Origin of the sequence: Snodgrassella sp. CS2 (assembly GCF_050310315.1) — a bacterium.
GTDB classification, from domain to species: Bacteria; Pseudomonadota; Gammaproteobacteria; order Burkholderiales; family Neisseriaceae; genus Snodgrassella; species Snodgrassella alvi_E.
Genome location: NZ_JBNPBA010000010.1, coordinates 15041 through 39021, shown reverse-complemented (window position 1 = coordinate 39021; position 23981 = coordinate 15041). Strand labels below are relative to the sequence as shown.

General features: G+C 43.7%; 23 protein-coding genes. 12 read left to right on the top strand and 11 right to left on the bottom strand.

The features are described from left to right. A partial coding sequence (locus ACQP6D_RS10365) for a tRNA (cytidine(34)-2'-O)-methyltransferase (protein WP_427858132.1) occupies positions 1 to 373 on the bottom strand: 373 nt, incomplete at its 3' end. 169 nt (positions 374 to 542) lie between these two features. Here ACQP6D_RS10365 and ACQP6D_RS10360 point away from each other — a divergent pair. Next, complete coding sequence (locus ACQP6D_RS10360) at positions 543 to 1205, top strand: alpha/beta fold hydrolase (RefSeq protein WP_427858131.1); 663 nt, start codon at positions 543 to 545, stop codon at positions 1203 to 1205. An 894-nt stretch (positions 1206 to 2099) separates the two neighbouring features. Here ACQP6D_RS10360 and ACQP6D_RS10355 read toward each other — a convergent pair. The 4 genes from ACQP6D_RS10355 to ACQP6D_RS10340 all read right to left on the bottom strand — a co-directional run bounded on the left by ACQP6D_RS10355 (position 2100) and on the right by ACQP6D_RS10340 (position 5303). Next, a complete protein-coding gene (locus ACQP6D_RS10355) occupies positions 2100 to 2744 on the bottom strand; it encodes a lysophospholipid acyltransferase family protein (RefSeq protein ID WP_100151611.1) in 645 nt (214 codons plus the stop codon). A 3-nt stretch (positions 2745 to 2747) separates the two neighbouring features. Next, a complete protein-coding gene (locus tag ACQP6D_RS10350) occupies positions 2748 to 3662 on the bottom strand; it encodes a phosphatidate cytidylyltransferase (protein ID WP_427858130.1) in 915 nt (304 codons plus the stop codon). A gap of 1 nt (position 3663) precedes the next feature. Next, complete coding sequence (locus tag ACQP6D_RS10345) at positions 3664 to 4263, bottom strand: CDP-alcohol phosphatidyltransferase family protein (protein WP_427858129.1); 600 nt, start codon at positions 4261 to 4263, stop codon at positions 3664 to 3666. A 206-nt stretch (positions 4264 to 4469) separates the two neighbouring features. Then, the gene (locus ACQP6D_RS10340; RefSeq protein ID WP_100140890.1) at positions 4470 to 5303 is read right to left on the bottom strand and encodes a MetQ/NlpA family ABC transporter substrate-binding protein; all 834 of its coding nucleotides are present in this window, start codon (positions 5301 to 5303) and stop codon (positions 4470 to 4472) included. A 131-nt stretch (positions 5304 to 5434) separates the two neighbouring features. Here ACQP6D_RS10340 and dinG point away from each other — a divergent pair, with 131 nt between their 5' ends. The 3 genes from dinG to rpsI all read left to right on the top strand — a co-directional run bounded on the left by dinG (position 5435) and on the right by rpsI (position 8541). Then, positions 5435 to 7567, top strand: a complete 2133-nt coding sequence (dinG, locus tag ACQP6D_RS10335) for an ATP-dependent DNA helicase DinG (RefSeq protein WP_427858128.1) — start codon at positions 5435 to 5437, stop codon at positions 7565 to 7567. Between the two features lie 143 nt (positions 7568 to 7710). Next, entirely contained in the window at positions 7711 to 8139 is a 429-nt protein-coding gene (rplM, locus tag ACQP6D_RS10330; protein WP_367577673.1) for a 50S ribosomal protein L13, read from the top strand. Between the two features lie 9 nt (positions 8140 to 8148). Further along, positions 8149 to 8541 (top strand): 30S ribosomal protein S9, encoded by a 393-nt coding sequence (rpsI, locus tag ACQP6D_RS10325; protein ID WP_100140893.1) that lies wholly within the window; start codon positions 8149 to 8151, stop codon positions 8539 to 8541. 1419 nt (positions 8542 to 9960) lie between these two features. Here rpsI and ACQP6D_RS10320 read toward each other — a convergent pair. Beyond that, a complete protein-coding gene (locus ACQP6D_RS10320; RefSeq protein WP_367577674.1) occupies positions 9961 to 10833 on the bottom strand; it encodes a lysophospholipid acyltransferase family protein in 873 nt (290 codons plus the stop codon). A gap of 98 nt (positions 10834 to 10931) precedes the next feature. Here ACQP6D_RS10320 and metK point away from each other — a divergent pair, with 98 nt between their 5' ends. The 6 genes from metK (at position 10932) to ACQP6D_RS10290 (ending at position 18892) form a co-directional block, all read left to right on the top strand. Then, positions 10932 to 12101, top strand: a complete 1170-nt coding sequence (metK, locus tag ACQP6D_RS10315) for a methionine adenosyltransferase (protein ID WP_367428031.1) — start codon at positions 10932 to 10934, stop codon at positions 12099 to 12101. A gap of 779 nt (positions 12102 to 12880) precedes the next feature. Continuing rightward, positions 12881 to 13375: a MarR family winged helix-turn-helix transcriptional regulator gene (locus ACQP6D_RS10310; protein WP_100140896.1), complete on the top strand. Its 495-nt coding sequence runs from the start codon at positions 12881 to 12883 to the stop codon at positions 13373 to 13375. Positions 13376 to 13393: 18 nt separating this feature from the next. Then, positions 13394 to 14839, top strand: coding sequence for an efflux transporter outer membrane subunit (locus ACQP6D_RS10305; protein WP_427858127.1), 1446 nt, complete (start codon positions 13394 to 13396; stop codon positions 14837 to 14839). A gap of 38 nt (positions 14840 to 14877) precedes the next feature. Continuing rightward, positions 14878 to 16074: an efflux RND transporter periplasmic adaptor subunit gene (locus ACQP6D_RS10300; RefSeq protein WP_370389608.1), complete on the top strand. Its 1197-nt coding sequence runs from the start codon at positions 14878 to 14880 to the stop codon at positions 16072 to 16074. Between the two features lie 203 nt (positions 16075 to 16277). Beyond that, positions 16278 to 17807: a DHA2 family efflux MFS transporter permease subunit gene (locus ACQP6D_RS10295; RefSeq protein ID WP_267391974.1), complete on the top strand. Its 1530-nt coding sequence runs from the start codon at positions 16278 to 16280 to the stop codon at positions 17805 to 17807. Positions 17808 to 18007: 200 nt separating this feature from the next. Further along, entirely contained in the window at positions 18008 to 18892 is an 885-nt protein-coding gene (locus ACQP6D_RS10290) for a lipid A biosynthesis lauroyl acyltransferase (RefSeq protein ID WP_367434521.1), read from the top strand. Positions 18893 to 18973: 81 nt separating this feature from the next. On the opposite strand, the gene ACQP6D_RS10285 is transcribed toward ACQP6D_RS10290, so the two are convergent. The 5 genes from ACQP6D_RS10285 to ACQP6D_RS10265 form a co-directional block, all read right to left on the bottom strand. Continuing rightward, positions 18974 to 19603, bottom strand: coding sequence for an NAD(P)-dependent oxidoreductase (locus ACQP6D_RS10285; RefSeq protein WP_427858126.1), 630 nt, complete (start codon positions 19601 to 19603; stop codon positions 18974 to 18976). 24 nt (positions 19604 to 19627) lie between these two features. Further along, entirely contained in the window at positions 19628 to 20239 is a 612-nt protein-coding gene (locus ACQP6D_RS10280) for a uracil-DNA glycosylase family protein (protein WP_427858125.1), read from the bottom strand. 8 nt (positions 20240 to 20247) lie between these two features. Further along, positions 20248 to 20454 carry a cyanate hydratase gene (locus ACQP6D_RS10275; protein ID WP_267409058.1) on the bottom strand — a complete coding sequence of 69 codons (207 nt, stop codon included), beginning with the start codon at positions 20452 to 20454 and terminating at the stop codon, positions 20248 to 20250. 17 nt (positions 20455 to 20471) lie between these two features. Continuing rightward, positions 20472 to 21632, bottom strand: coding sequence for an MFS transporter (locus ACQP6D_RS10270; protein WP_371687791.1), 1161 nt, complete (start codon positions 21630 to 21632; stop codon positions 20472 to 20474). Between the two features lie 119 nt (positions 21633 to 21751). Continuing rightward, positions 21752 to 22075 (bottom strand): YnfA family protein, encoded by a 324-nt coding sequence (locus tag ACQP6D_RS10265; protein WP_427858124.1) that lies wholly within the window; start codon positions 22073 to 22075, stop codon positions 21752 to 21754. A gap of 626 nt (positions 22076 to 22701) precedes the next feature. Between ACQP6D_RS10265 and budA the strand changes: the two genes are divergently transcribed. Both budA and ACQP6D_RS10255 read left to right on the top strand, forming a co-directional pair. Then, positions 22702 to 23403 (top strand): acetolactate decarboxylase, encoded by a 702-nt coding sequence (budA, locus tag ACQP6D_RS10260; RefSeq protein ID WP_427858123.1) that lies wholly within the window; start codon positions 22702 to 22704, stop codon positions 23401 to 23403. Between the two features lie 107 nt (positions 23404 to 23510). Next, complete coding sequence (locus ACQP6D_RS10255; RefSeq protein ID WP_367412798.1) at positions 23511 to 23945, top strand: hypothetical protein; 435 nt, start codon at positions 23511 to 23513, stop codon at positions 23943 to 23945. Positions 23946 to 23981 lie beyond the last annotated feature (36 nt).

Sequence of the window (23981 nt, the reverse complement as noted above, 5' to 3'; positions counted from 1 at the left end):
AGTGATCTGCTCTGGCCTGTGCGAACTCCTGCGGCAGGCCGGTGGTTTCGCGGCCGAAGAGGAAATAGATTGCTTGCTTGCTGTTGCTGTAGTCAAATCCTGTGTAATTACGCGTGCCATACGTTTCGATTAGATACACTTGTGCATTGGCTTGCGCTTCGGTCATTTCAATAAAAGCTTCTAGGCTGTCATGATAATGAATATCGACATAAGGCCAGTAATCAAGACCGGCACGTTTAAGCATACGGTCGTCTGTTGAAAAGCCAAGAGGGTGAATTAAATGCAGGCTGGTACCAGTACCAGCACAGGTACGGGCAATGTTGCCTGTATTGGCAGGTATTTGAGGTTGATATAAAACTATGTTCAGGCTCATTTAAATGAATCAATAAATAATATGACCCTTAGTTTATATCAGATAAGACAGATGTTGTATTGCTAAATAATAATTGGTTTGTATTTCTATGATTGATGATATTATTTGACTGATTTCAATATCAATAGATAATTATTTGAAATAAAAACAGAAAAATGGAACAAACTTAATGATTAATGTAAATGGTATTAATATCAATTATAAAAAATCAGGAAGTGGGGAGGCTTTAATACTATTGCATGGGAACGGTGAAGATCACAGTATTTTTGCTCCACTGATTCAAAAATTTCACCATGATTATACCGTGTATGCAGTGGATAGCCGTAATCATGGTTTAAGTGAAAAAACTGCTATCTATGATTATAAAGTGATGGCAGATGATATTTATGCATTGATTATGGCTTTGGCCATTGATCCGGTTAATATTATTGGCTTTAGTGATGGTGCAATTATTTCTTTATTACTTGCTCTATACGATCAGTCTGTGATTTCCAAGATGGCATTATTGGGAGTGAATCTTTCGCTTGCGGATTTTAATGCTGAAACTTTTGAGTTTATGCAGCAGTACTATGAACAAACAGGTGATCCGTTATATAAAATGATGTTGGAGCAGCCACATATTGATATATCTTCTCTGAAGGATGTCACTGTGCCAGCTTTTGTGATTGGGGCGGAAAATGATATTTATCATCCTGAGGTATTTAGCTCAATTGCTGAAGCTTTGCCCCATTCCAAATTAAAAGTTGTGCCAGATCATGATCATGGCAGCTATATCATCAATAATGATTTATTGTATTCTGAACTTGCTGATTTTTTTAGTAATTCAGTATAAAACCAATTTTATAAATGTGTTGTAACATTCCTGTAAGTCAGTTTTATTGCACCTTCATGCCAAATGATAACGCTTGGATAGATGTGACAAAAAATGGTGGAGCATGAAACGGTACATAATGAAGATAAATATTTATAAGATAAGAATAATTGCTTTGATTAACTTGGCAACCTAGTATGAAATTTTCTATATGCCTGGGTGTAAAACTGGGCAGTGATAAGCGTAGTAAAAGTCTATAAGCATATAAAGCATGTCTGGAGTCGCAGTAAAACTTGCTTTAATTCGGATATAAGGGGAGCGACAAAAATAAGGATTTGCATAAGAAAATTGCCACTTCAGTTGAATAAATGCTTAGAAGAAAAAAATTGTGTTTTCATGCGAAAATCATTTTTCTGTAAGAATTCGTACGGTCATAAATTGATTAATTTTTCTTAGGGGGAAAAAATAGATAATTTATCAGGTTTCTGTCTGCTAAATTATTTATCATTTTGGTTTATGAATGTGAGGTAGAACCATAAAAAACTAAAATATTCCATTCATTAATATTTAATAATTTTTTAAGAAGTTGCTTCGATGGCCAGTAATTTTATTTCTCTCTAAACCATATTATGCATAATCTATTCTGGCAAGTTTGCAACTAAAGAGTCATTTTGGATAGTGAGTGCCACGGGTGATTGATGCCATCACAAAATCCGTTATGGTAGCAGTTAAATTGCTTCAGGATGTGCGTAGTAAATTGCTGTTGGAGGAATGTTCATGTAGATCGTTTACACGAAACCCAGTGTGGATTTGAATGTTGGTGTACTTAAATATTCCTAATTAAGACCTCACTGATTTGAAAGTGAGCTTTTTTATTTAAACCCTAAGCAGCTATCTTCTGTGGCCTGATATTGTTCAGTCGTCGAAATCTTTTTTGCTGTATTGAGGACGCAATGCTAATAAATGGTTTAATAGCTCTGTTTTAAATTGTTCTTTGTCAGGCTGGAAATACATTGGTGTGCCGATATTGACATCGATAAACAGCGGCAAGGGAATGCGATTTCCTTTTGCCATAATCTGTTCAGTGCCTTGCAACCATACCGGAATAATTGGTACGTCAGGCATGGTGGCACTTAAATACCATAAACCTGATTTTAATGGCTGCATTTTGCCAGGTTCACCACGGGAGCCTTCTGGAAATAAAATCAGAATTTTGTTTTTGCGTAAGGCTTCTTCACAGCCTTGCAAGGGATTACCCTGACCGTTATTCTGGCGTGTAACCGGAATAATATTCAGGACATTGAGCGCAAACCATGCCATCCATTTATTGCTGAGAAAGTAATCTGCTGCTGCAGCTGGATGAATCTGACGCTGTTGCATGGGAGAATACAGTGACATTAATGCAAACACATCCATGTGGCTATTATGATTGGCAACGAGAATAGCCGGCCCTTGTTTAGGCAGATTCTGGTGCTGGTGGATACGTAAACCCAGCCATAAACGCATAACTGGCCATACGATGCATAAGGCAAATAATGGTTTGAGTAATGATTTCAGCATGGCTTAGTAGTAAAAGTATCGGACAAAATGAAAAAATACTGGTGCCGTAAATATCAATGAATCAAGGCGGTCAAGAATGCCGCCGTGCCCAGGTAGTAGTGTGCCACTGTCTTTGATACCGATATCACGTTTGATGGCTGACATCACAATGTCTCCACAAAAGCCACTGACACTGATAATCAATCCGGCCAGTATGGCCATACTCCAGTTCAAAGGTGTCAGTATAGGGCCTAATAACATGGCTGCTATAGTGGTGCTACCTATGCCGCCAACCAAACCGGCCAGTGTTTTGTTCGGACTAACTTTTGGGGTGATTTTGATTTTCCCAAGTGATTTACCCCATAGATATTGGGTAATATCGTTGAATTCTGTCAGTCCAACGAGAAACAGAACTAATAAAGCTCCAGTCTGCAGCTTATCATTGGGTAATACCAGCAGACAGGCAACATGGCTGAAAGCAAATACTGTCGTCATTAACCCCCATTGCAGCTGAGAAACGGTACGCAAAAATTGTCTGGTATCGCCAGCAATAACCATACGAGCTGGTAAGAATAGAAACATATATACTGGTATGAATACGATAAACAATCCGTACCAGTCGATACCGATTAACCAGTAGTTAATCGGAATGGTAATAAACATCCATAATATGGGCATTCTGTCTGCATGGCGGGCGGGAACCAAAGTTAAATATTCTTTTAAAGCTATAAAGCTCACTAAAGCAAAAAAACTTAATCCAAGCCAGCAGGGGCTGATCAGTGCTAGTGAAAACAAAATAACAATTACCCACCATGTGCGGATACGCAGGGTGAGTTCGTGCCAATCTTTATTTTTTTGCAGGCAAACTAGTAATCCGTTGATTATCGTTGCCAACAGTAAAAGGCTGAAGATAACCAATAGGGATTTTTGTAGCAGCATATTAACGGCCTCCGTGTATGGCGCTGCGACAACGGTTAATGCAAGTCCAAATCAATAAGAGGATAGAGGCACACCAGATAAAGTTATTCCAAATGGTTAAATTTGGCCAGATAGCTATCAGTAAAGACCAGCTACCAAAAATCAGCGCACGGTCACTTTTTCCCATCGGGCCAGCATAGCTGCGAATGCCGTTAATGGTTTGCGCGAGAATGCCACTGAATTCAGTTAAGGCTGCACAGAACAGCATAACGAGAACGATGGCAGTATTGCTGTGTGGTAATAATATGAATGGTAAATACAACGCAATATCAGATAATACATCGCCAAGCTCGTTTAATACCGCACCAAGCCGGCTTTGTTGATTACATTCGCGTGCCAGCATACCATCCAGTGCATTTAACGCCATGCGGATAAACAAAGTAATCGGCAACAGCCAAAATAATTTTGGATAAGGAAACAGAGCGAGGATGGCACCTATTAAAACTGAAAGGCCGATAGCAGTTAGTGTAATGTGGTTGGCTGTAATGCCTTTTCTGTACAGCCAAAACATTAGTGGACGTAGCAATTTTTGAAAAGCCGGTTTGATGCTATAGAGAGTCATGCTTGTGCAGATAAGTTTTGTAATCTTTATATTATAAAATGTATTTAAATTTAATGTTATGTTGTTTTAAGAATTGAATTTGCCTTCAGGCTGATAAAAAATGGTGCTACGATTCTGTATCGTGGCAAATAGCAATAAAATAGATAACCGGTAATACTTGTAAAGTATTACCGGTTATCTTCAGAAAAGAAGTATTATCAGGCAGCTTATTCAGCCTGTGGCATTACCCACATTTGGTTCTGATTGTATTTCTGCATAAATTGTTTAAATTCATCTGACTGATAAGCTGCTTTTAAATCTTTTGCCCATTGTGTATCCTTGTTTTTTTCATTGATGGTGACCACCATTTCCATTTCCGGAATCACCTTTTCACGCAGAACAGCTTTTTTCGGATCCAGTTTGGACTGATAGGCAATGCCCCCTGAGGCGAACCCGAAGTCCACTTCATTTAATGTGCGCGGAATCATAACTGAATCAATTTCTTTGATTTTTAGTAGTTTAGGATTGCTGGCAATGTCTCGTGTGGTTGCGAGTATTGGATTGGTGTTGGGTTTTAACTGAATTAAGTGGTTATCGGTCAGAATACGTAACGCACGTGAGGTATTAGCCGGATCGCTTGGAATCAGTACGCTGGCACCGTTGGGTGCCTGCTGGATGGAGGTGTATTTATTTGAATAAATGGCAGCTGGTACGGTTGGAATATGCACTAGCGGATATAGATGTGTGCCTTTTTCACGGTTGAAAACATTCAGATAGGCAGTATGCTGATCCAGATTGAAATCAACCTGTCCATTATTTACAGATTGATTATTCACTTCCAGCGTGGAAAAATTCAAGGTTTTAATTTTATAACCCTGTTTTTCCAGAATTGGTTTAACGCCTTGCTCAAATATGGTGGTGTAGGGCATGGCGGATGCACCGAACACGAGTTCTTTTTTAGTAGCCGTTGCGGCGGATGCGTTATCCTGTTGTGTTTTGGAGCAGGCTATCAAGCCTGTGGCTACCAGACAGGTTATAACAAGATAAATAATTTTGTTCATGATGGACCTGCTGAAATTTAATATGGAATATCAGTATATAATTGGAATTACGTTGCGAATATACTGATTTTAAATAACTTTACTACTAAATAGAATAAGTGTTTATGTCATTTGCTTTTGTCTGACTAGTTATGCTCACAGATTTAGAAAAAAACGCGATACGCGAACATTACCAGAATATCGCCAAAAGTCTGCCTAATTTCCGGCCACGTCAGGCACAGCGGGAGATGGTGGCCGCGATTGCCAATGCATTTTCACGTACTCAACAGCAGGAGGATGGTGGAGAAGCATCACAGCGCAATGGAGAATCAATTGTGGTGGTGGAGGGGCCTACAGGTGTAGGCAAAAGTCTGGCTTACCTGTTGGCCGGCGGGATTATGGCGCAGACGCGCGGCAAAATTCTGGTGGTCAGCAGTGCTACTGTGGCTTTACAAGAGCAGCTGGTAGGGCGTGATTTACCCTTTGTGGTCAGACACAGTGGTCTGAATCTCAGCTTTGCACTCGCCAAAGGGCGTGGTCGCTATTTGTGTCCCTATAAACTGTATCAATTAACCCAATTGAACGCACAGGATAGTTTACAAGGGTTCGAACCACAGCAGGCGTTGTGGGACCGGAAACCTAAAAGTGAGGAGCTGGCGGTATTACGTGATATGGCCGACCAGTTTGCTGACCGTACTTTTAATGGAGATCGAGATACGTGGCCGCAACAGATTGATGATGGTCTGTGGCAGAAAGTTACCAATGACCGCCACGGCTGTTTGAAAGCTGGGTGTCCCAATCGACCGGAGTGTCCGTTTTTTTTGGCGCGAGAAACGCTGGAAACTGTAAATGTGGTGGTGGCTAACCATGATTTATTGTTGGCTGATATCGGTATGGGCGGTGGGGTTATTTTGCCATCACCTTCCAATAGCTTTTATTGTATAGATGAGGCGCACCATTTGCCACACAAAGCTTTGCAGCAGTTTGCGGCTGAACACAGCTTGAATCAAGCATTATGGTTTTTAGAACGCACTGGTAATGTTGTGGATAAGGTAGCTGGTGTGCTCGATAAGAGTGAACTTGCTGTAATGGCTACAGAGGCAGCCTCCGCTTTGCAGGAAAATTTGCAGGAATGGATGATGCATTTGGCTGATGAACCCAGCCTAGCGGCACAAGATGGCCATGATGAAAGTAGCTGGTTGTGGCCGGATGGCGTCATCCCAGCTACATTGAAAATATTGGTTGATAATACCGCTTTGGCCGCACGCATGCTGCTTAAACACATCAATAGTCTGAATGAGGCTTTATCGGCCGCACGACGTGATAAAAATCAGGATAGCAGTTTGCTTGACCGGCTTAGCGGTGATCTGGGTATGTTGCTGGCGCGTATAGAGCAAGTGGTTGATGTTTGGGATTTACTCGCAACTGAAAATGTTGAAGGGGAAGCACCACTGGCTAAATGGATTACCCGAACGAGTAAAGATAAAGTTGATTACAGTTTTAATGCTTCTCCCATTACCAGCGCTGGCAAACTGGCCAGTGGTCTATGGCGACGTGCGGCAGGCGCTTTACTGACCTCGGCAACGTTACGCTCGTTGGGTACTTTTGATTTGCTGCTAAAACAAACTGGCCTAAATTGGTTAACTGATACCACTATGCTGGCACTAGATAGCCCGTTTCATTTTGCCGAGCAAGGGGAGCTATATATACCTGCACTGACTGCCAGTCCGAAAGATGCAGCTGCTCATACCAGCGAAATTGTACAGTGGCTTCCAAAACTGATTAATGAAAACGAAGCCATTGGAACGTTGGTTCTGTTTTCTTCCCGCCGGCAGATGCAAGAAGTGGCATTGAAATTACCCGACAGCCATTTACCTTTGTTACTGGTGCAGGGAGAACTACCTAAGCAAGTTCTCTTGCAGCGCCATCATCAGGCTATTACCGATGGAAAACCCAGCATTATATTTGGACTCGACAGTTTTGCTGAAGGGTTAGATTTACCGGGTGAAATGTGTGTACAGGTGATCATTGCTAAGTTACCTTTTGCGATGCCGGATAATCCGATTGAAAAAACCCGTAATCAATGGATAGAAGCTCGTGGCGGCAATCCTTTTATGGAAATCACTGTGCCTGAAGCTAGTATTAAGCTGATACAGGCCGTTGGACGGCTGATTCGTACCGAAACAGATTATGGCCGTGTGACTATTCTGGATAACCGTATTCTGACAGCGCGCTATGGCAAGCAATTACTGGCATGTTTGCCGCCCTTCAGGCGCATTGGTTAAACAGGCTGACAAGCGTGAAAAGCACAGCCTGCCTATGTTGCTGAGGATAGAGAGATTGTTGTATGACCAAGCTTAGCAATTGACAATCACTTGATTAATCTTTAATATTAGAAGCTTTCGTATATTTATCTGGATTAGCTCCTATGAAAACCTTTTCAGCTAAGCCGCATGAGGTGAAGCGCGATTGGTATGTGGTTGATGCTCAAGACAAAGTTCTGGGTCGTCTGGCTGCTGAAATCGCTCGCCGTCTGCGTGGCAAACATAAGCCAGAATACACGCCACATGTTGATACTGGCGATTACATCATTGTAATCAATGCTGACAAACTGCGTGTAACTGGTCAGAAACAGACTGACAAAAAATACTATCGCCACTCAGGCTTCCCGGGTGGTATCTACGAGCGTACTTTTGCAGAAATGCAAAACCAGTTCCCTGGTCGTGCGCTGGAAAAAGCCATTAAAGGTATGTTGCCTAAAGGTCCGTTGGGCTACGCTATGATTAAAAAACTGAAAGTATATGCAACTTCAGAACATGGCCATGCTGCTCAACAACCTAAAGTTTTGGAAATCTAAGGACACGCAATGAACGGTAAATATTACTACGGCACGGGTCGCCGCAAAAGTTCAGTGGCTCGTGTTTTCCTGCAAAAAGGTAGCGGTCAGATTATTGTGAATGGCCGTCCGCTGGATGAATTCTTTGGTCGTGAAACCGGCCGCATGATTGTACGTCAGCCATTAGTGTTGACCGAAAATCTAGAATCTTTCGACATTAAAGTAAACGTTGTAGGCGGCGGTGAAACCGGCCAGTCTGGTGCGATTCGTCACGGTATTACCCGTGCATTGATTGACTACGATGCAGCGCTGAAACCAACTCTGTCTGCTGCTGGTCTGGTTACTCGTGATGCACGTGAAGTTGAACGTAAAAAATTCGGTCTGCGCAAAGCACGCCGTGCGAAACAGTTCTCAAAACGTTAATCTGTATTGCCACTGCCAACACAGTTTACAAATACAAAAAAAGAGCCGGATGGCTCTTTTTTTTTGTTTAAATTTAATTAGTAATTAATGATTACGTAAGGCACTATTTAGAGTAGACAGTTGACTGACACAATGGCGTAAGTTGCAGGTGATGATAAGTATACTGCTTGAGAATATATTATATTTCCTTTGTTGACTGAGTAAAGCGGCTTTATGTGGATTTCGATACTGTGCTAGTGGATTGTCGATTGATTGGCTAGTAGGTTGGGTTGAATACGAAGAGAGTAAGTAGTATTAAAAAATCTTGGTGATAACCTTATATGCTGAGTATTATGCTTTTTAATGTTCTAATTCGATTGTGTATATTACATTATAATAATTTTAGAGGTTATTTTGATTAGGGTTATTTTGCTCTTATACAGACCGATGGGTATTTTGTTCATGATTTAAAGTGAATCTCTCTTATTGACAATATTAATTCAGTATTTTCAGAAATACTTTCAATTTGCGGAATGAAAGTATGCGTTTTTCTTTTAGGTGAAATGCTATGCAAATAACGATCATGGGTAAATGCGCAGTTAGTAAAGCTACGAAATTGTGACTGAAACTATACCCTATATAGATTTAAATTCTTTCCATCAAAAATAATTTTGTTTATCACAAGGATGATAGAAAATTAATCCACAACAGAAAATCACAGTAATGAGGTGATAGATATTTTTGAGGTTTTATAATGTGAGCTAAAATATATCTATCAATTTAGTTTTCATTTCGCATATATTAGCGTCATTAGATTAGAATATTAATTTTAGATTTTTGTGAATGCTTTTTATAATATATAAGATTGTGATTTTATAATTTTCTTAGAATAACTATATATAAATGTAATACTATATCTATATTTTTGGGCGGTATTAATTCATTAAAATTAAATAATTTAGCTTTAATGTCATTCTCTGAATAATTTATATTTGCTTATGTTTTGCAGATATATGTGATGTATGAAATCCTATCAATATATTTGTAATTCATTTAATTTTTATACCATTGTTACTAAGATTAAAATATTGCTATAACTTGAGTATTATTGTTGTTCAGTAAATTAATAAAATATTTTATTTCTATAATAATAATCGTAAACATATGCTGGACAAGCAGTATTTTTAAGCTATGTCTGTATCTATTCAATATTGATTTATTTAAGAAAGAATATTACTGCTAAAAGTGCCATTGTATAAAGCTTATTGATAATTAAAGGTGTTTAAAGCATATTTATATTCAGGATTATTTGAACGTTATTCTAAGAAAAAAGGGGATAAAGTAGAATTTTTACTCAATCAATAATGTAATTGTCATTATTTTTTAGGTCAACAATAAGCTATATCAGTTTTTAAAATTTATTTATATAAATAAATTTACCTAGGGAAGAGGTATGTTCTTGCGTTTTTTGTAACGATTGTAGCCAAATAGGTATTGGCTGGGAAAACGTTTAACCCACTCTTCGACATTGTTATTGATGATTTGTGCATCATGTTCTCTGTTGCCGGTGAGTGTGCCAGTAAGTGGGGCGATGTGCAGGGCAAAGCCGCGGCCATAAGGTAGGCGTTCGCCGCAAAAGAATAGGGCTGTTACATTAGGCATGATGGCAAGCCGTGAAGCCAGTGTCATGGTATAGGCTGGCCGGTCAAAAAAGTTGGCCCAGACGCCTTCACCTTCTCCAGGCACCTGATCAGGCAAGATGATGGTGGCTTCTTTGTTTTTTAATGCCCGTACTACTTGTTTAACGCCTTGCATGTTGGCTGGTGCGGTGTAGCCGTTGTCACGCACGCGGCCGTTATTCATGACGCTTTCCAGCCAGCTTATTTTGGGTGGCCGGTACATGGCAGTGAGAGGGAATGGTAGTTTTTCGCTCAAGTAGCGGCCGGCAAGGTCGTAATTGCCTAGATGCGGGGTAATAAGGAGCAGCCCGTGTTTATTTGCAATGGCTTCTTCAATGTGTTTCCAGCCGTGCACTTCTTTGAACAAGGATACGATGTGGTTGCTGGAGCGGGTCCATGCGATGGACAGCTCTAATCCGCTCTTGGCAGTTTCAGCAAAAATGGATTTGACTAGTTTTTCTGCTTGTTGGTCGTTGGCAGCAATTTTGCTAAAATGCAGATTTTTGGTTGTGCGTTCACGTTCACTGGTGGCGAAGTAAAAGCCAAGGCGCCCCAGTATTGAGCCGATGCCCTGTAAAACTGGCAAGGGGATTAACGCCAATAAGGAAAATACGAAATAAACCAGCTTTTGCATCTGTTCTGTATCTCAAATCAAAATTTGGGCGACATTGTAACAAAAGCATCTATAACTGCCCATAAAGCAATATTAGCATCAGAAAGTATCCGCCAATTATGAGTGAATTTCTGTTTACTTCTGAGTCGGTTTCGGAAGGACATCCGGATAAAGTTGCCGACCAGATATCCGATTCTATTTTAGACGCTATCCTGACGCAGGATCCTTCAGCGCGCGTAGCTGCTGAAACGTTGGTTAATACCGGTTTGTGTGTGTTGGCCGGCGAAGTGTCCACACGCGCACATATTAATTATATACAAGTTGCCCGCGATACGATTAAGCGTATCGGTTATAACTCATCCGAGCTGGGTTTTGATGCCAGTGGCTGTGCGGTCATGGTTTGTTATGACGAACAGTCGCCTGACATTGCGCAGGGTGTGAATGAGGGTGAGGGGTTGGATCTGGATATGGGTGCCGGTGATCAGGGGCTGATGTTTGGTTATGCCTGTGATGAAACCCCGACGCTGATGCCGTTTGCGATTTATTATGCGCATCGTCTCATGCAGCGCCAGAGTGAAGTACGTAAAAGCGGTGAACTGCCGTGGCTCCGTCCGGATGCAAAGGCGCAGCTGACTTGTGTATATGATAGTGAAACCGGTAAGGTGAAGCGCATTGATACGGTGGTGCTGTCTACGCAGCATGATCCCGAAATCGGGCGTGAAGAACTGGTTGAGGCGGTGAAGGAACTGATTATTAAGCCGGTATTACCTGCTGAAATGCTAACTGAAGATACTCAGTATCTGATTAATCCGACCGGACGTTTTGTGATTGGTGGGCCGCAGGGCGACTGTGGATTAACTGGACGCAAAATTATTGTGGACACATACGGCGGTGCAGCGCCGCATGGAGGTGGTGCATTTTCGGGTAAGGATCCCACCAAGGTAGACCGTTCTGCTGCTTATGCTTGCCGTTATGTGGCGAAAAATATTGTGGCTGCCGGTCTGGCTAGCCAGTGTCAAATTCAGATTTCCTATGCTATCGGTATTGCGCAGCCGACTTCGATTGCAATCGATACTTTCGGTACCGGTAAGATTGAGGAAAGTCGGCTTATTGAGATTGTGCAACAGCATTTTGATTTGCGTCCGAAAGGAATTATTAAAATGCTGGATTTACAGCGCCCTATTTATGCTAAAACAGCAGCATATGGCCATTTTGGACGTGAAGAGCCGGAATTTACTTGGGAGCGTACGGATAAAGCTCAGTTGCTGCGTGAGGCTGCGGGTATCTGATTTAGATGGGTTGATACAAACAGGTTGCTTTTAAGCAGCCTGTTTTTTATTGTATGCAGCTGATAAGGATATTTGTATAAAAGAGAAAAATAATGCTTAAAGCAGGCTGACGATTGGTCGTGAAATGAGCTGAAGTGACAGTTTGTGTGCGTATTGGTGGTTGGTTTGCTAAGAAAACGAGAGTTTTGTACATAGTGTATGGTGCAATTTTGTTGCCGACTGGTGTGAAAGGTTGTTGACACTAGCCAGAAAAAGCCGGTATCTGGTTAATACGGCGTAAAAAATTTCAAAAACTCTAAATATTTAATCTGTTATTAAATATAATTATGGTCTTAACGATTTAGGGTGGTTTGGGGTGATTGTTTTTTATTTTGTTTAGGAAACACTTATCCGATTGATGTCTGTAGCGGTTTATTAATAAGTTGCATTTGCGAATTGGATAATTTTATTCGGGCTGCTGTTTGGTGTGGTTGAATAGCTTGATGTTTCTTTTCTGCAACGATACAGCTGACGGCAGATGGTTTTTGCTAGTGTTGTCTGGTGGTTCAGTTTGTTGAGCTACTGATTATGCTGATGTAACGGAAAATAACGTTGGTATGGGATGGGTGGTGTAAATTAATTTTGTAGCATGCAGATTGATAAGCAAAAAATTTTAAAATTTTGATGCTTTAGTAACTATTTTGGGGTTGGAATATTCTCTGCCAAACTATAAGCTCCATTTATAATAAGAGATAAATTTATTATAATGGCTTATTTTATGGACTTTGAGGTGCTCTGAAATGGGTTTTTCTCTTCCTGCTGCCGAACTGGAAGCTACTTTGGGGGTGCTGGCAGTGAAAATGCCGAGCATGAATGTTCAGCTGGTAATGCTAAGCCGTCTGGTGCGTTTGGTGCATGCAACGATTCACAATCAGCTGAATGAGCGTTTGCATAAACACCATTTGTCCGAAAGCTTGTGGCATGCGCTGCTGGCTGTGTATGCGCGGCCAAATCATGAGATTTTACCTTCGGAACTAAGCAATATTCTTAATCTCACCCGTACTAGTGCTACGCGTTTATCTGATGATCTGGTTGTAAATGGCTGGGCTACTCGTTCAACTCATCCTTTAGATCGGCGCAAAATTACGCTGAAATTAACTAAGGCCGGTGAGGATTTGATTCAACGTGTCAGTCCGGAAACCAATGAGGTGCACCGGAGGGTATGGTCAGCCCTGAGTGAACCAGAATATGAACAATTGCAGCAGCTTTTAACAAAGTTATTAACTGCTGCTTAACTTTTTGCTGAGATTTGCATGAAATTAACTGTATCTGCGCGCCGATTGCGTCAGTTATCTCTTGTCAGCCCACTGGCTTTGCTGTTGTTGTCTGCCTGTGCCAATTTTGGCCGCCAGCCTGAGTTACAAAGCCCGCAGGATGCAGCCCAGCTGCATTTGCCAGCCGGTCAAACCATACAGTCAAAGCAGAGCTGGTGGCTTGGTCTGAATCAGCCGTTGCTGAACCAGTTGATGGATATGGGGCTAGCCAGTGCACCGGATTTACGCATGGCCGCTGCTCGTTTTGCTGAGGCTGAAGCGCAATGGCGTGGAGCCAAAGGGGAGGCTGGCGTACAGGTAGCTTTGCAGGCTAATGGTGTGGCCGCTTACCTAAATCCGAAACCAGATTCAAACAGAGCGGGTGATGACCCGAATCATGTGTTCAGTAATGAAATGGCTGCGCTGGCAGTTAATTATACTTTTGATTTTTGGGGTAAGCAGCGTAATTTGATTAAGTCAGCACTAGGTGCGCGTGTGGCTGCTGCTTATCAGCAAGAGCAGGCACGGTTGCTACTAAGCCAAAGTATTGTGTCGCAATATACGCAATGGCAATTGTTGCAGGAGCAGGCTAATGTGTTGCAAAAGCGTATTTCGGTGAATCAAGCGTTGCAGAAACTGGTGGCGAATCGGATTCGTGCTGGTCTTCAACCAGCAAGTGATGAATATGCTGTGTCGCAAAATGTACTGGCTATGCAAAGCGCTTTGCGCCAGACGCAGGCGGATATAGAGCGTGCCCGGCACAGTATGGCTGCGCTGATAGGTGTTTCACCTACTCAGATGCCAGCGGTGGTACCGCAGCCGCTGGGGAAAGTGCCAGAAGTGGCGGTAAATGGTTTACATGCCGATATTCTGGGGCAGCGACCGGATATTGCGGCGCAACGAGCTTTACTGCAATCGGATTATTTTGGAATTAAAGCGGCACAAGCAGCGTTTTATCCGAATATAGAAATTCAAGGACTGGCAGGTTTGGCGCATGTTGATGCGTTTGACTTGGTGCATTCTTCTTCACGCATGCTGGGTATTGTGCCGGCTATTTCGTTGCCAATATTTACGTCAGGCAGTTTGCAGGCTGCTTTGGCTGGTAAACGTTCTGCTTACAATGAGCAGGTGGCGCAATACGATAAAACGGTGCTGACGGCTTTGCAGCAGGCAGCCGATGCTGTCAGTGACTATCAGCGTAGTTCTGAAGCCTTGCCTTTACAGCAGCAGGCGTGGCAAGTGGCGCAGAAAAATGCTGTATCCAGCAGTAGACGCCATGCAGCTGGTCTGGAGAATGCGCTTACCAAGTTGCAACGCGAGGATGCAGCTTTAAGTGCTCAGGCAGATTTAGCAAAAACCGCTGCGTGGCGGCAACAGAGCTGGAATAACCTGCATGCTGCGCTTGGTGGTGGTTTTAAAATTCCTGCAAGTGGCAATAATCAGTAACTGAGTGTTAATTTCCTATTTTCTTGAGCTATTGACGTATGAGTGAACAAAAGCAAACCAATGAGGCAGTGACTACCTCTCAACCAACGGTACAACCGCAGTCAGAACGTGTGCCCGCCGGACGCAAGCGTAAGCTGGTGTTGCTGACGGTGGTATTTGTGCTGATTGCGCTGGGCTTTCTGCTGATGTATCTGCTGGTATGGCAGCATGAGGAATCCACTGATGATGCATATGTGAATGGCCATCTGGTGCAGATTACGCCGCAAATTACCGGCACGGTGCAAAAGGTAAACGTGGATGATACACAGACTGTTAAGGCAGGCCAGGTGTTGGTAGAGTTGGATAACAGTGATATGCAGCTGGCGTTTGAGCGGGCGCATGATGAGCTGATTAATGCGATTCGTCAGAATAAGCAGCAGACGGCTCAGTCGCATCAGGCCAGTGCACAGGTGGCGGCGCAACAGGCCCAGTTAAAACGTTTGCAAGCTGATTTACAGCGGCGCCAGAGTCTGGCTGGTACCGATGCAATTTCTGCGGAAGAATTAAGTCATGCCCGTGATGCGGTAGTGGAAGCGCAGGCAAACCTGAAGGCCATGCAGGGGCAGGAAAATGCAGCTAAAGCTGTGCTTGGCCACAATGTGCCGTTGCGTCAGCAGCCAGCTGTGATGACCGCGGTTAGCCATCTGAAAAGTGCATGGCTGGATCTACAGCGTACCCAAATCAAGGCTCCGGTGGATGGACAGGTAGCGAAACGCAATGTGCAGGTAGGCCAGAAAGTGGCAACTGGTGCAGCGCTGATGGCGGTGGTGCCACTGAATAATGTCTGGGTAGATGCGAACTTTAAGGAAAGCCAGCTGGCGAAAATACGTATTGGTCAGCCGGTGGAAATTAAAGCGGATGTATATGGCAGTAAAGTGACTTATCACGGTAAGGTGGCTGGTCTGTCTGCCGGTACTGGTGCTGCGTTTTCACTGTTGCCGGCACAGAATGCGACTGGTAACTGGATTAAAGTTGTACAACGTGTGCCGGTGCGGATTGCGCTGGATCCTAAAGAGTTGGCTGCGCATCCGTTGCGGGTAGGTCTGTCTATGGATGTAGAAGTAAATACGCGTAATCAGGATGGTCAGGATTTAACTGCTGCTACGGCGATTCCTACTAATGGCAATATGGCTGCGATTGATTGGACGCCAATCAATAATATGATAGAGCAAATTTTTGCCCAGTACGCGCCCTAATTCTGTTCTGCCTAATTATTATTCGATTGCTGCTGGCGCAGGGTGATTGTTCTCTTGCCAGTGGCGGTTGCCGCGATGGTGATTTGGCTTGATTTTATTCTAATTTCAGAAGCTTTCTCTGGTGAGTAGGAATATTTGTGCTCTGAGGCATGAAATGAGCTGACGCTACACCGAGAAGGTTTTTGTATTAAGGCTTTGCTTGAATGACGCATTCTCCCTTGAAAGGTCCGGCTCTTGCTCTGGTTACGGTGGCGCTGTCACTAGCCGTATTTATGCAGGTACTGGATTCCACTATCGCCAATGTGGCTTTGCCCACCATTACTGGTAATTTGGGTGCAGCCAATAGTCAGGGTACGTGGGTAATTACGGCGTTTGCCGTGGCCAATGCTATTTCGGTACCACTCACAGGCTGGCTGGCACGACGCTTTGGCGAAGTAAAAGTATTTGTGGTGGCGACACTGTCGTTTGTGCTTGCCTCTTTTTTATGTGGTATTGCGCCTAGTCTGGCCTTGCTGGTGTTTTTCCGCGTGGTGCAGGGTGCTGTGGCTGGGCCGATGATTCCGTTGTCACAAAGTCTGCTGATGGCTGCCTATCCACCGGAAAAACGCCCAATGGCGTTGGCGATGTGGTCGATGGTGATTATTGTGGCACCGATTTTTGGGCCGATTCTAGGCGGTATCATCAGTGACAACTGGCATTGGGGCTGGATTTTCTTTATTAATGTACCAATTGGTTTGGTGGCTGCCGGTATTTCTTGGCAGATGCTTAAAAAACGTGAAACCGAAACTGAGCACCAGCCTATTGACCGTATGGGTCTGTCGCTAATGGTAGTCGGTGTGGGTGCATTGCAGATGATGCTTGACCGTGGTCATGAGCTAGACTGGTTTTCATCCAATGAAATCATTACGCTAGCGGTAATCGCAGTAGTGTGCCTGAGCTACTTTATTATCTGGGAATGGTATGCAAAGTATCCAATTGTGGACTTGCGCTTGTTTAAGGACCGTAATTTTACTGTAGGGGTGATTACGCTCAGTACTGCCTATATGACGTATATGGGGGCGATTGTGCTATTGCCGATGCTGTTGCAGATGCAGCTAGGATATACTGCAACATGGGCAGGGCTGGCAACGGCACCGATTGGTATCTTCCCAGTATTGCTGTCGCCGCTAATTGGTAAGTTTGGCAACCGGCTGGATATGCGGGTATTGGTGACCATCAGTTTCACCGTTTACGCCATCTGTTTCTTTTGGCGGACTAATTTTAATGCCGGTATGAGTTTTATGGATGTATTCTGGCCGCAGTTTGTGCAGGGTATTGGAATGGCGATGTTCTTTATGCCGTTAACCCAAATCACGCTGTCGAATATGTCTGGTTCGCAGATTGCCAGTGCTTCCAGTATTTCTAATTTTGTGCGAATTTTAGCCGGCGGTATTGGTACGTCGATGGTTAATGTATTGTGGGATAAACGCGAAGCATTACACCATACACAATTGGTGGAGAACATTCATCCTTATAACAGTACTATGAATGAGTCGATTCAGGGGATGAATCAGCTGGGTATGAGTGGAATACAGCCATTAGGCTCAATCGAGCAGACTATTGGTCAGCAGTCGCATATTATGGGTGCCAATGATTTATTCTGGCTGTATGGCATGACATTTTTAGTTCTGATTGTGCTGGTGTGGTTTGCTAAACCGCCATTTGGCAGTGGCGGAGGTGGCGGAGCTCATTAAGTTAGTTTAAGTTATCTGATACGGCCTGTGTATTTGCGATACAGGCCGTGTTTTTATGAACCGGTTTTGTTTTGCTGTGAGTGATAAGAAAAAGGGCTTAGATACAACTGTGAATGTAAATTGACAGCAGCTTGTGTACAATAGACGGCGTTTAATGCTGGACTGGTTGAAAATAACCAGTAGGTAATATTGTAATGATGATGAAACTGGCTTTTGCTTTTTTATATATGCTGCAGTTGCTGCCATTAGGGGCGATTCATGCGCTGGCACGCTGTGTGGGCTGGCTGAGTTATTATGCAGTTGCTCCACGGCGGCGAATTGGTTTGATTAATCTGCGCCATTGTTTTCCCGAATGGACGGAACAGCAGCGACGTAAAGTATTACGCGAACATTTCTATCATATGTCTATGCTGCTGCTGGAATACGGGCTGTACTGGTATGGTGATGCCGCGCGTTTAAAAAAATTGGTGCGCTATCAAGACAAACATTATCTTGATGAAGCGCTGGCCGCCGGTGAAAAAGTAATTTTACTCTATCCGCACTTTACTGCGTTTGAAGCGGCGGTGTATGCGCTAAACCAAGATGTGCCTTTAATCAGTGTGTATTCACATCAGAAAAATAAACAGATGGATGAGCAGATTCTCAAGGGACGCCATCGCTATAATAATGTGTTTCTGATAGGGCGCACTGAAGGACTGCGTGCGATTATTAAAAAAATCAAAAGCAGTAGTGCACCGTTTTTATATTTGCCCGATCAGGATTTCGGACGAAGAGAATCGATTTTTGTAAACTTTTTCGGTATTCCCACAGCGACGATTGCTGGGCTGAGCCGTATCGCTGCTTTAACCAATGCTAAAGTGGTTCCAGCAATTCCGACACGGGAATCAGATGGCAAGGTTACCTTACGGTTTTATCCTCAATGGGATAATTTCCCCAGTAAAGATATAGTGGCCGATACGCAACGAATGAATGATTTTATCGAAGCACGAGTACGAGAGCAGCCGCCACAGTATTACTGGCTGCATAAACGATTTAAAACCCGCCCCGAGGGTGAAGCGTCGTTTTACCAAAAAATTCACAAATAAAAATCCGATTATCTGTTGTGGCAGACAATTGATTAAAATAAAACTACTGCCAGAGCTTGACTCTGGCAGTAGTTTTTGTATTCATACGCCAGACAAAGCGACAGACTGGCCGATATAGGCATCATCATGTAACGCCTTTAGCATGAAGTGCGCCACATCGGCACGGGCTATGCGGCCACTGCCTGCTGGTATGCCCTGTGCTGCCTCAGTATATTTTCCGGTAAGGGTATCGTGAGTTAGGCCAAGTGGGCGTACGATGGTTGCATCTAAACCGGCTGCCTGAATTTGCGCTATGGAGGCACGATGGTCAGCCAGCGGATGGCGTAAAAACTCCATTGCGGCCTGTCCACGTTCACCTTCTAGTTCATTGTCTACGCCGGCGGAGGCACAATAAACGATGCGTTTAATGCCATGCTGTTGCATTTGTGGGGTGATATTGCTCAGCATACGTTCTAAATCATTGCCTGGCTTTATGCCTTGGTTGGTGTTAAGCGCCGAGGCCACTGCGTCGTAATGGCTGTTGTTTGTAAACAATGCTGCCACATTGGCTTTCTCAAACACGTCACAAAGACGAATATGTAATTTAGGGTGTTGGATATTAAGTTTTTTCTGCGAACGTACTGCTGCTGTCACTTCATCACCGTTTGCCAGTGCCTGTTCGACCAAAGCTTTGCCCACGCCGCCGCTGGCACCGAAAATAAGAATATGCATTAATATTTTCCCGAAAATTAAAAATCAGTTTAATAAACCGATGTTAGTAAAATAATCTTGATAAACCTGTGCTTTGCGCTCAAGTGCGAGTGGATAAGCTCGCGAAGAAGAAGGCAGTCTGGAAAGGGTTAGCTGCCGTCCGTTTAGTATGGTTTCACTGGGATGGCCGATAGTTGGTACCGGAGTTCCTGCCGGGAGCAGTTGCAATAAAGTGGTGGTGGCTTTGTCGCCTGTGGTCATTATGTGCCGACAGTCTGGAATCTGTACCAGTAATGTCGCTAAATCTACTGGTGTTACCACTTCGAGAAATTTATCCGCCGCATTGTTTTGCAGGCGCTTGATTTGATAGGCTGTATCGTTGATGGCAATGCCACGTTGGTTAAGAAAAGCGCGAATTAAAGGCTCATTGAAGCCTTTTAGATCATTACTAAGAAAATAATTTTTATTCTGAAAAAACACCAGCCCGAATATGCGCCACATATCATTTTGCAGATTCGGATAGTAAAAATCCATTTTCCAACGTGTGGCCGGTGGCGGAAAGGACCCCAACATTAGAAGCTTTGCATTGGCTGGCAGAAACGGTGCTAGTGGATGGGTTTCAATAATAATTTCAGTCATAATTTCCAGTTGTGTCATTGGGCATGCTAACAACGGCCAAATAGACAAGCTACCATATGTGCCTGTTCCTCCGTATAGCCGTCCTGACCCAGTCGCGCTGACATGACCCACTCGTTGCTAAAGCCCTGTAGGCTACTGTACTCATGCCACAGACGCTGCTGCTCGGCCTGATTGCCATGTTTAATTGCCAGTTGCAGGCGTTGCTGGATATTTTCCGGTATTGTATCGCTCATCATTACCTCCGTATGCTTCAGATTGATCGTCCTTGACTTTCGTAGCGACGGTGAAACCACAATAGGCAGGCACAGCCGATTAAAGTTAACGGTACCCCGAGCAGTGCCGGATACTGATAACCCCATTGGTGGCTGATGGCCACGCCGCCACTGTATGAACCAATGGCATTGCCTAGATTAAACGCCATCTGTACGCTGGCTGCACCCAGTAGTGCACCACCGGGCGAAAAGCGCAGCAATAGGAGCTGTTGTGGTGCTGATACTGCAAACAGACAGAATGTGCATACACACATCAGTGTGGCCGACAGCCAGCCGACAGAAGAACACACAAAAATCAGTAACAATGACACTGCGGCCAGCCCTTGCAAACTGGCAGCTACCTGGCCGGGGGTATAGCGATCCGCCAGACGGCCGCCACACCAGTTTCCTGCTACCATACCGGCACCAGCCAGTACCATTAGTAGGCTGACCTGATTGCCATTGAAACCGGATACCTGTGTTAATAAGGGACGGATATAGCTGAACCAGCAAAAAATGCCGCCATTACCAAAGGTAGTAGCCGCCAAAATCAACCATGGTGCGGCTGATTTCAGGAAACGAAATTGCCCCAGAATGCCGGTATCAGGTAGCCGTTCCATCTGCGGAATAAAACGCTGTAAGGTGAAAATTAGCACAATTGCCACAACGGCTACCAAAGCAAATACCAGCCGCCAGCTTAAATGCAGACTTAGCCACGTACCTACGGGTACACCAAGTAGATTGGCTACCGTCATGCCCGCAATCATCATCGCTACAGCCTGCGCGGAACGGCCAGGTGGCGCCAGTTTAGTGGCAACAATCGAGCCGATACCAAAGTATGCTCCATGCGGTAGGCCGGAAATAAAACGCGCTACGAGCAGTGTGTTATAGCCGGGTGCAATGGATGCCAGCAGATTGCCGATGGCAATCAGTACCGACAGTGACAGCAAAATAGTTTTCGGCGGTAGGCGGTAACTTAATACCAGCAGCCATGCACCGCAGCATACACCGATCGCATAAGCAGCGATAAAATGCCCGCTCTGTGCAATGCTGATATGCAAAGTAGCAGCTACATCCGGCAAAATACCCATCATACTGAATTCTGCCATGCCCAGCGCAAAAGTACCTAATGACAGCGAAAGTAAACTTTTTAGTAGCATAATTATCTACAGCCATTGTCTGTTCAGCTAAAGTACAAGTTTAGACGTAGGCTGCCTACTTGTCACTTTCCATGCTTTATTACGGGATAATCTGTCTGAATAAATTATGAATTACAATCTTAGCTGCGTGGTGCCATCAAAATCATGGCAGCGCCGAGGAGGCATACCAGTGCGCCGCTGATGTCCCATTTATCTGGCATGGATTTTTCTACTATCCATGACCACAGCAGTGATGAGCAGATGTAGATACCACCATATACTGCATAGGCACGGCCGGCGATATTGCTTTCTACCAAAGTGAGCAGCCATGCGAATAGCAGCAGTGATAACGTGCCCAGTAATGTCCACCATGCAGACTTACCCATACGTTGCCATGCCCAGAAAGAAAAACAGCCATTGATTTCAGCAATAGCGGCGAGAAAAAAATAAATAAAGGTTTTCATTGCTATACCAAAATTAAATTAATTGTTCCAGATACTATCAATATTCGTTAAGAACAATCTATGAAAATAAAACCGCCAATATTTTCCATTATTGACAAAGATATTATGACAATATGTTTATGCTGTGTGGACGAGTTTAGGCTAAATACAGTTAATGCTTCCGTTTAGGTTGCCGGTGAGTGTGGCAACTAGTGCTCGTGTTGGGACAATCGCTAATGATCAAGGAATAGTTTGCAGATTATTTTGATGTTTGTATCGACATTAGTGGGTGTGGACTAACAATAATAGTTGATGGAGGCCAGTTCATAAATACTGAATATTTGTACTTTCTATACGCTGGTTCGATGAAACATACCGGACAGAGGCGTTATGTAATCATGCAGGTGATGTTGTTATTGAGATGCTGTTAGTCTGATATTTGATAGCATTGTTAATAGCTGTTCCCTTCATAAAGCAAACTAATCTGCCGAAAAATATTGAAGAGCGTATTTAAGGAAAAAATCTATGTAGATTGATTTATTGATAATTCATTTTTTCGACAAATGCTTGATGGCTGATATTAGCTATAAACTGCTAAATGGAATACAATTAATTAATATGTAAATAAATTATGCAGGAGAATATACATGCAAAAAGAAATCCGGCAGTTTTCTACGATTAATGCTTTGATGGCAGGCTTGTTCGATGGGGTATTTGCGGTTGGGGAGGTAAAAGAATATGGCAATTTTGGTCTGGGTTGTTCGCACGCGTTAGCAGGTGAGGTAATTATTGATCAGGATTTTCTGGAGGCTGATGGCGATAAAACGGTAAAGGTGATGGGCGATGAGGAGCTGTTGCCATTTGTGCAGGTTACCACGTTTCAACCAGACAAGGTGGTAGATGTGGTGGATATCTGTAAAGACAATCTGTATACCCATCTGTCCAACTACTTGCCTATGGATAATGTGTTTGTCGCGGTGAGAATCAATGCCCGTTTTGATGAACTGAAAATCCGCCGCCCGTATGCGCAGCAGAAACCCTATCCGTCTGTGGTTGAGGTGTTTGAGCAACAGGTGGTGGATACAGTGGAGGCTGTCAGCGGTTCGCTGATTGGGTTCTGGACGCCGGAGTTTTTCAAAGAGCTGTCGGTAGCCGGCTTCCATCTGCATTTTATTGATACCACACGCAAACTAGGTGGACATGTGATTGATTTTCGTGCTGCCAAAGCGGAGCTGGCGTTTGAACGTAAGCAGTCAATAGAAATTGCATTGCCCCAGAGCGAGGAGTATCTGCGTAAAAACCTAAATATGGACGATTTGAATCAGGTGATTAAACAAGTAGAAAATTAGCGCGGACGTGCTACACTGTTTTTTCGTTATCCAATCAATTATAGGGGAGAGGCGGTGCTAGTGTTCGTACAGCCGGATAACGAATTTGCCACTACGGAAAGCGTACCATGAAAAAAATAATTTGCGGGCTGTTTTATCTGTGTCTGCTGGGAGGTTGCCATCAGCAAGCTGTGGATGCTGTGGAAGCTTCTGCCGCCAGCCAGCCGCGGCATATGCCGCTGGTAATCGATCCAGCATTAACCACTTCTGTTGATCAGCAGCTGATGGTGTTGCAAAAAAAATTGCCACAGCAGCATAAGCAGATAAGGTTTAATGCAGCTGTACGCCATAATCACACGATTTATTATTCATATACGATGCTGGACGAAAAGCGTAAGCGAGATAATTTTAATGTTGATTCTGTGAAAAAAGAGCTCATGCACAGCTGTCGTCAGCCTCTGACACGGCGAATGCTGTTGGGTGGATTTGATTTTGTTTATGTGTATACGTTTCAGGATCATTCACAGCAGAGCATCACTTTGTCTGGTAAAGACTGTCGCTAGTTCTGCATTGCTGGCTAGGCTACAAAACAGGGGGGG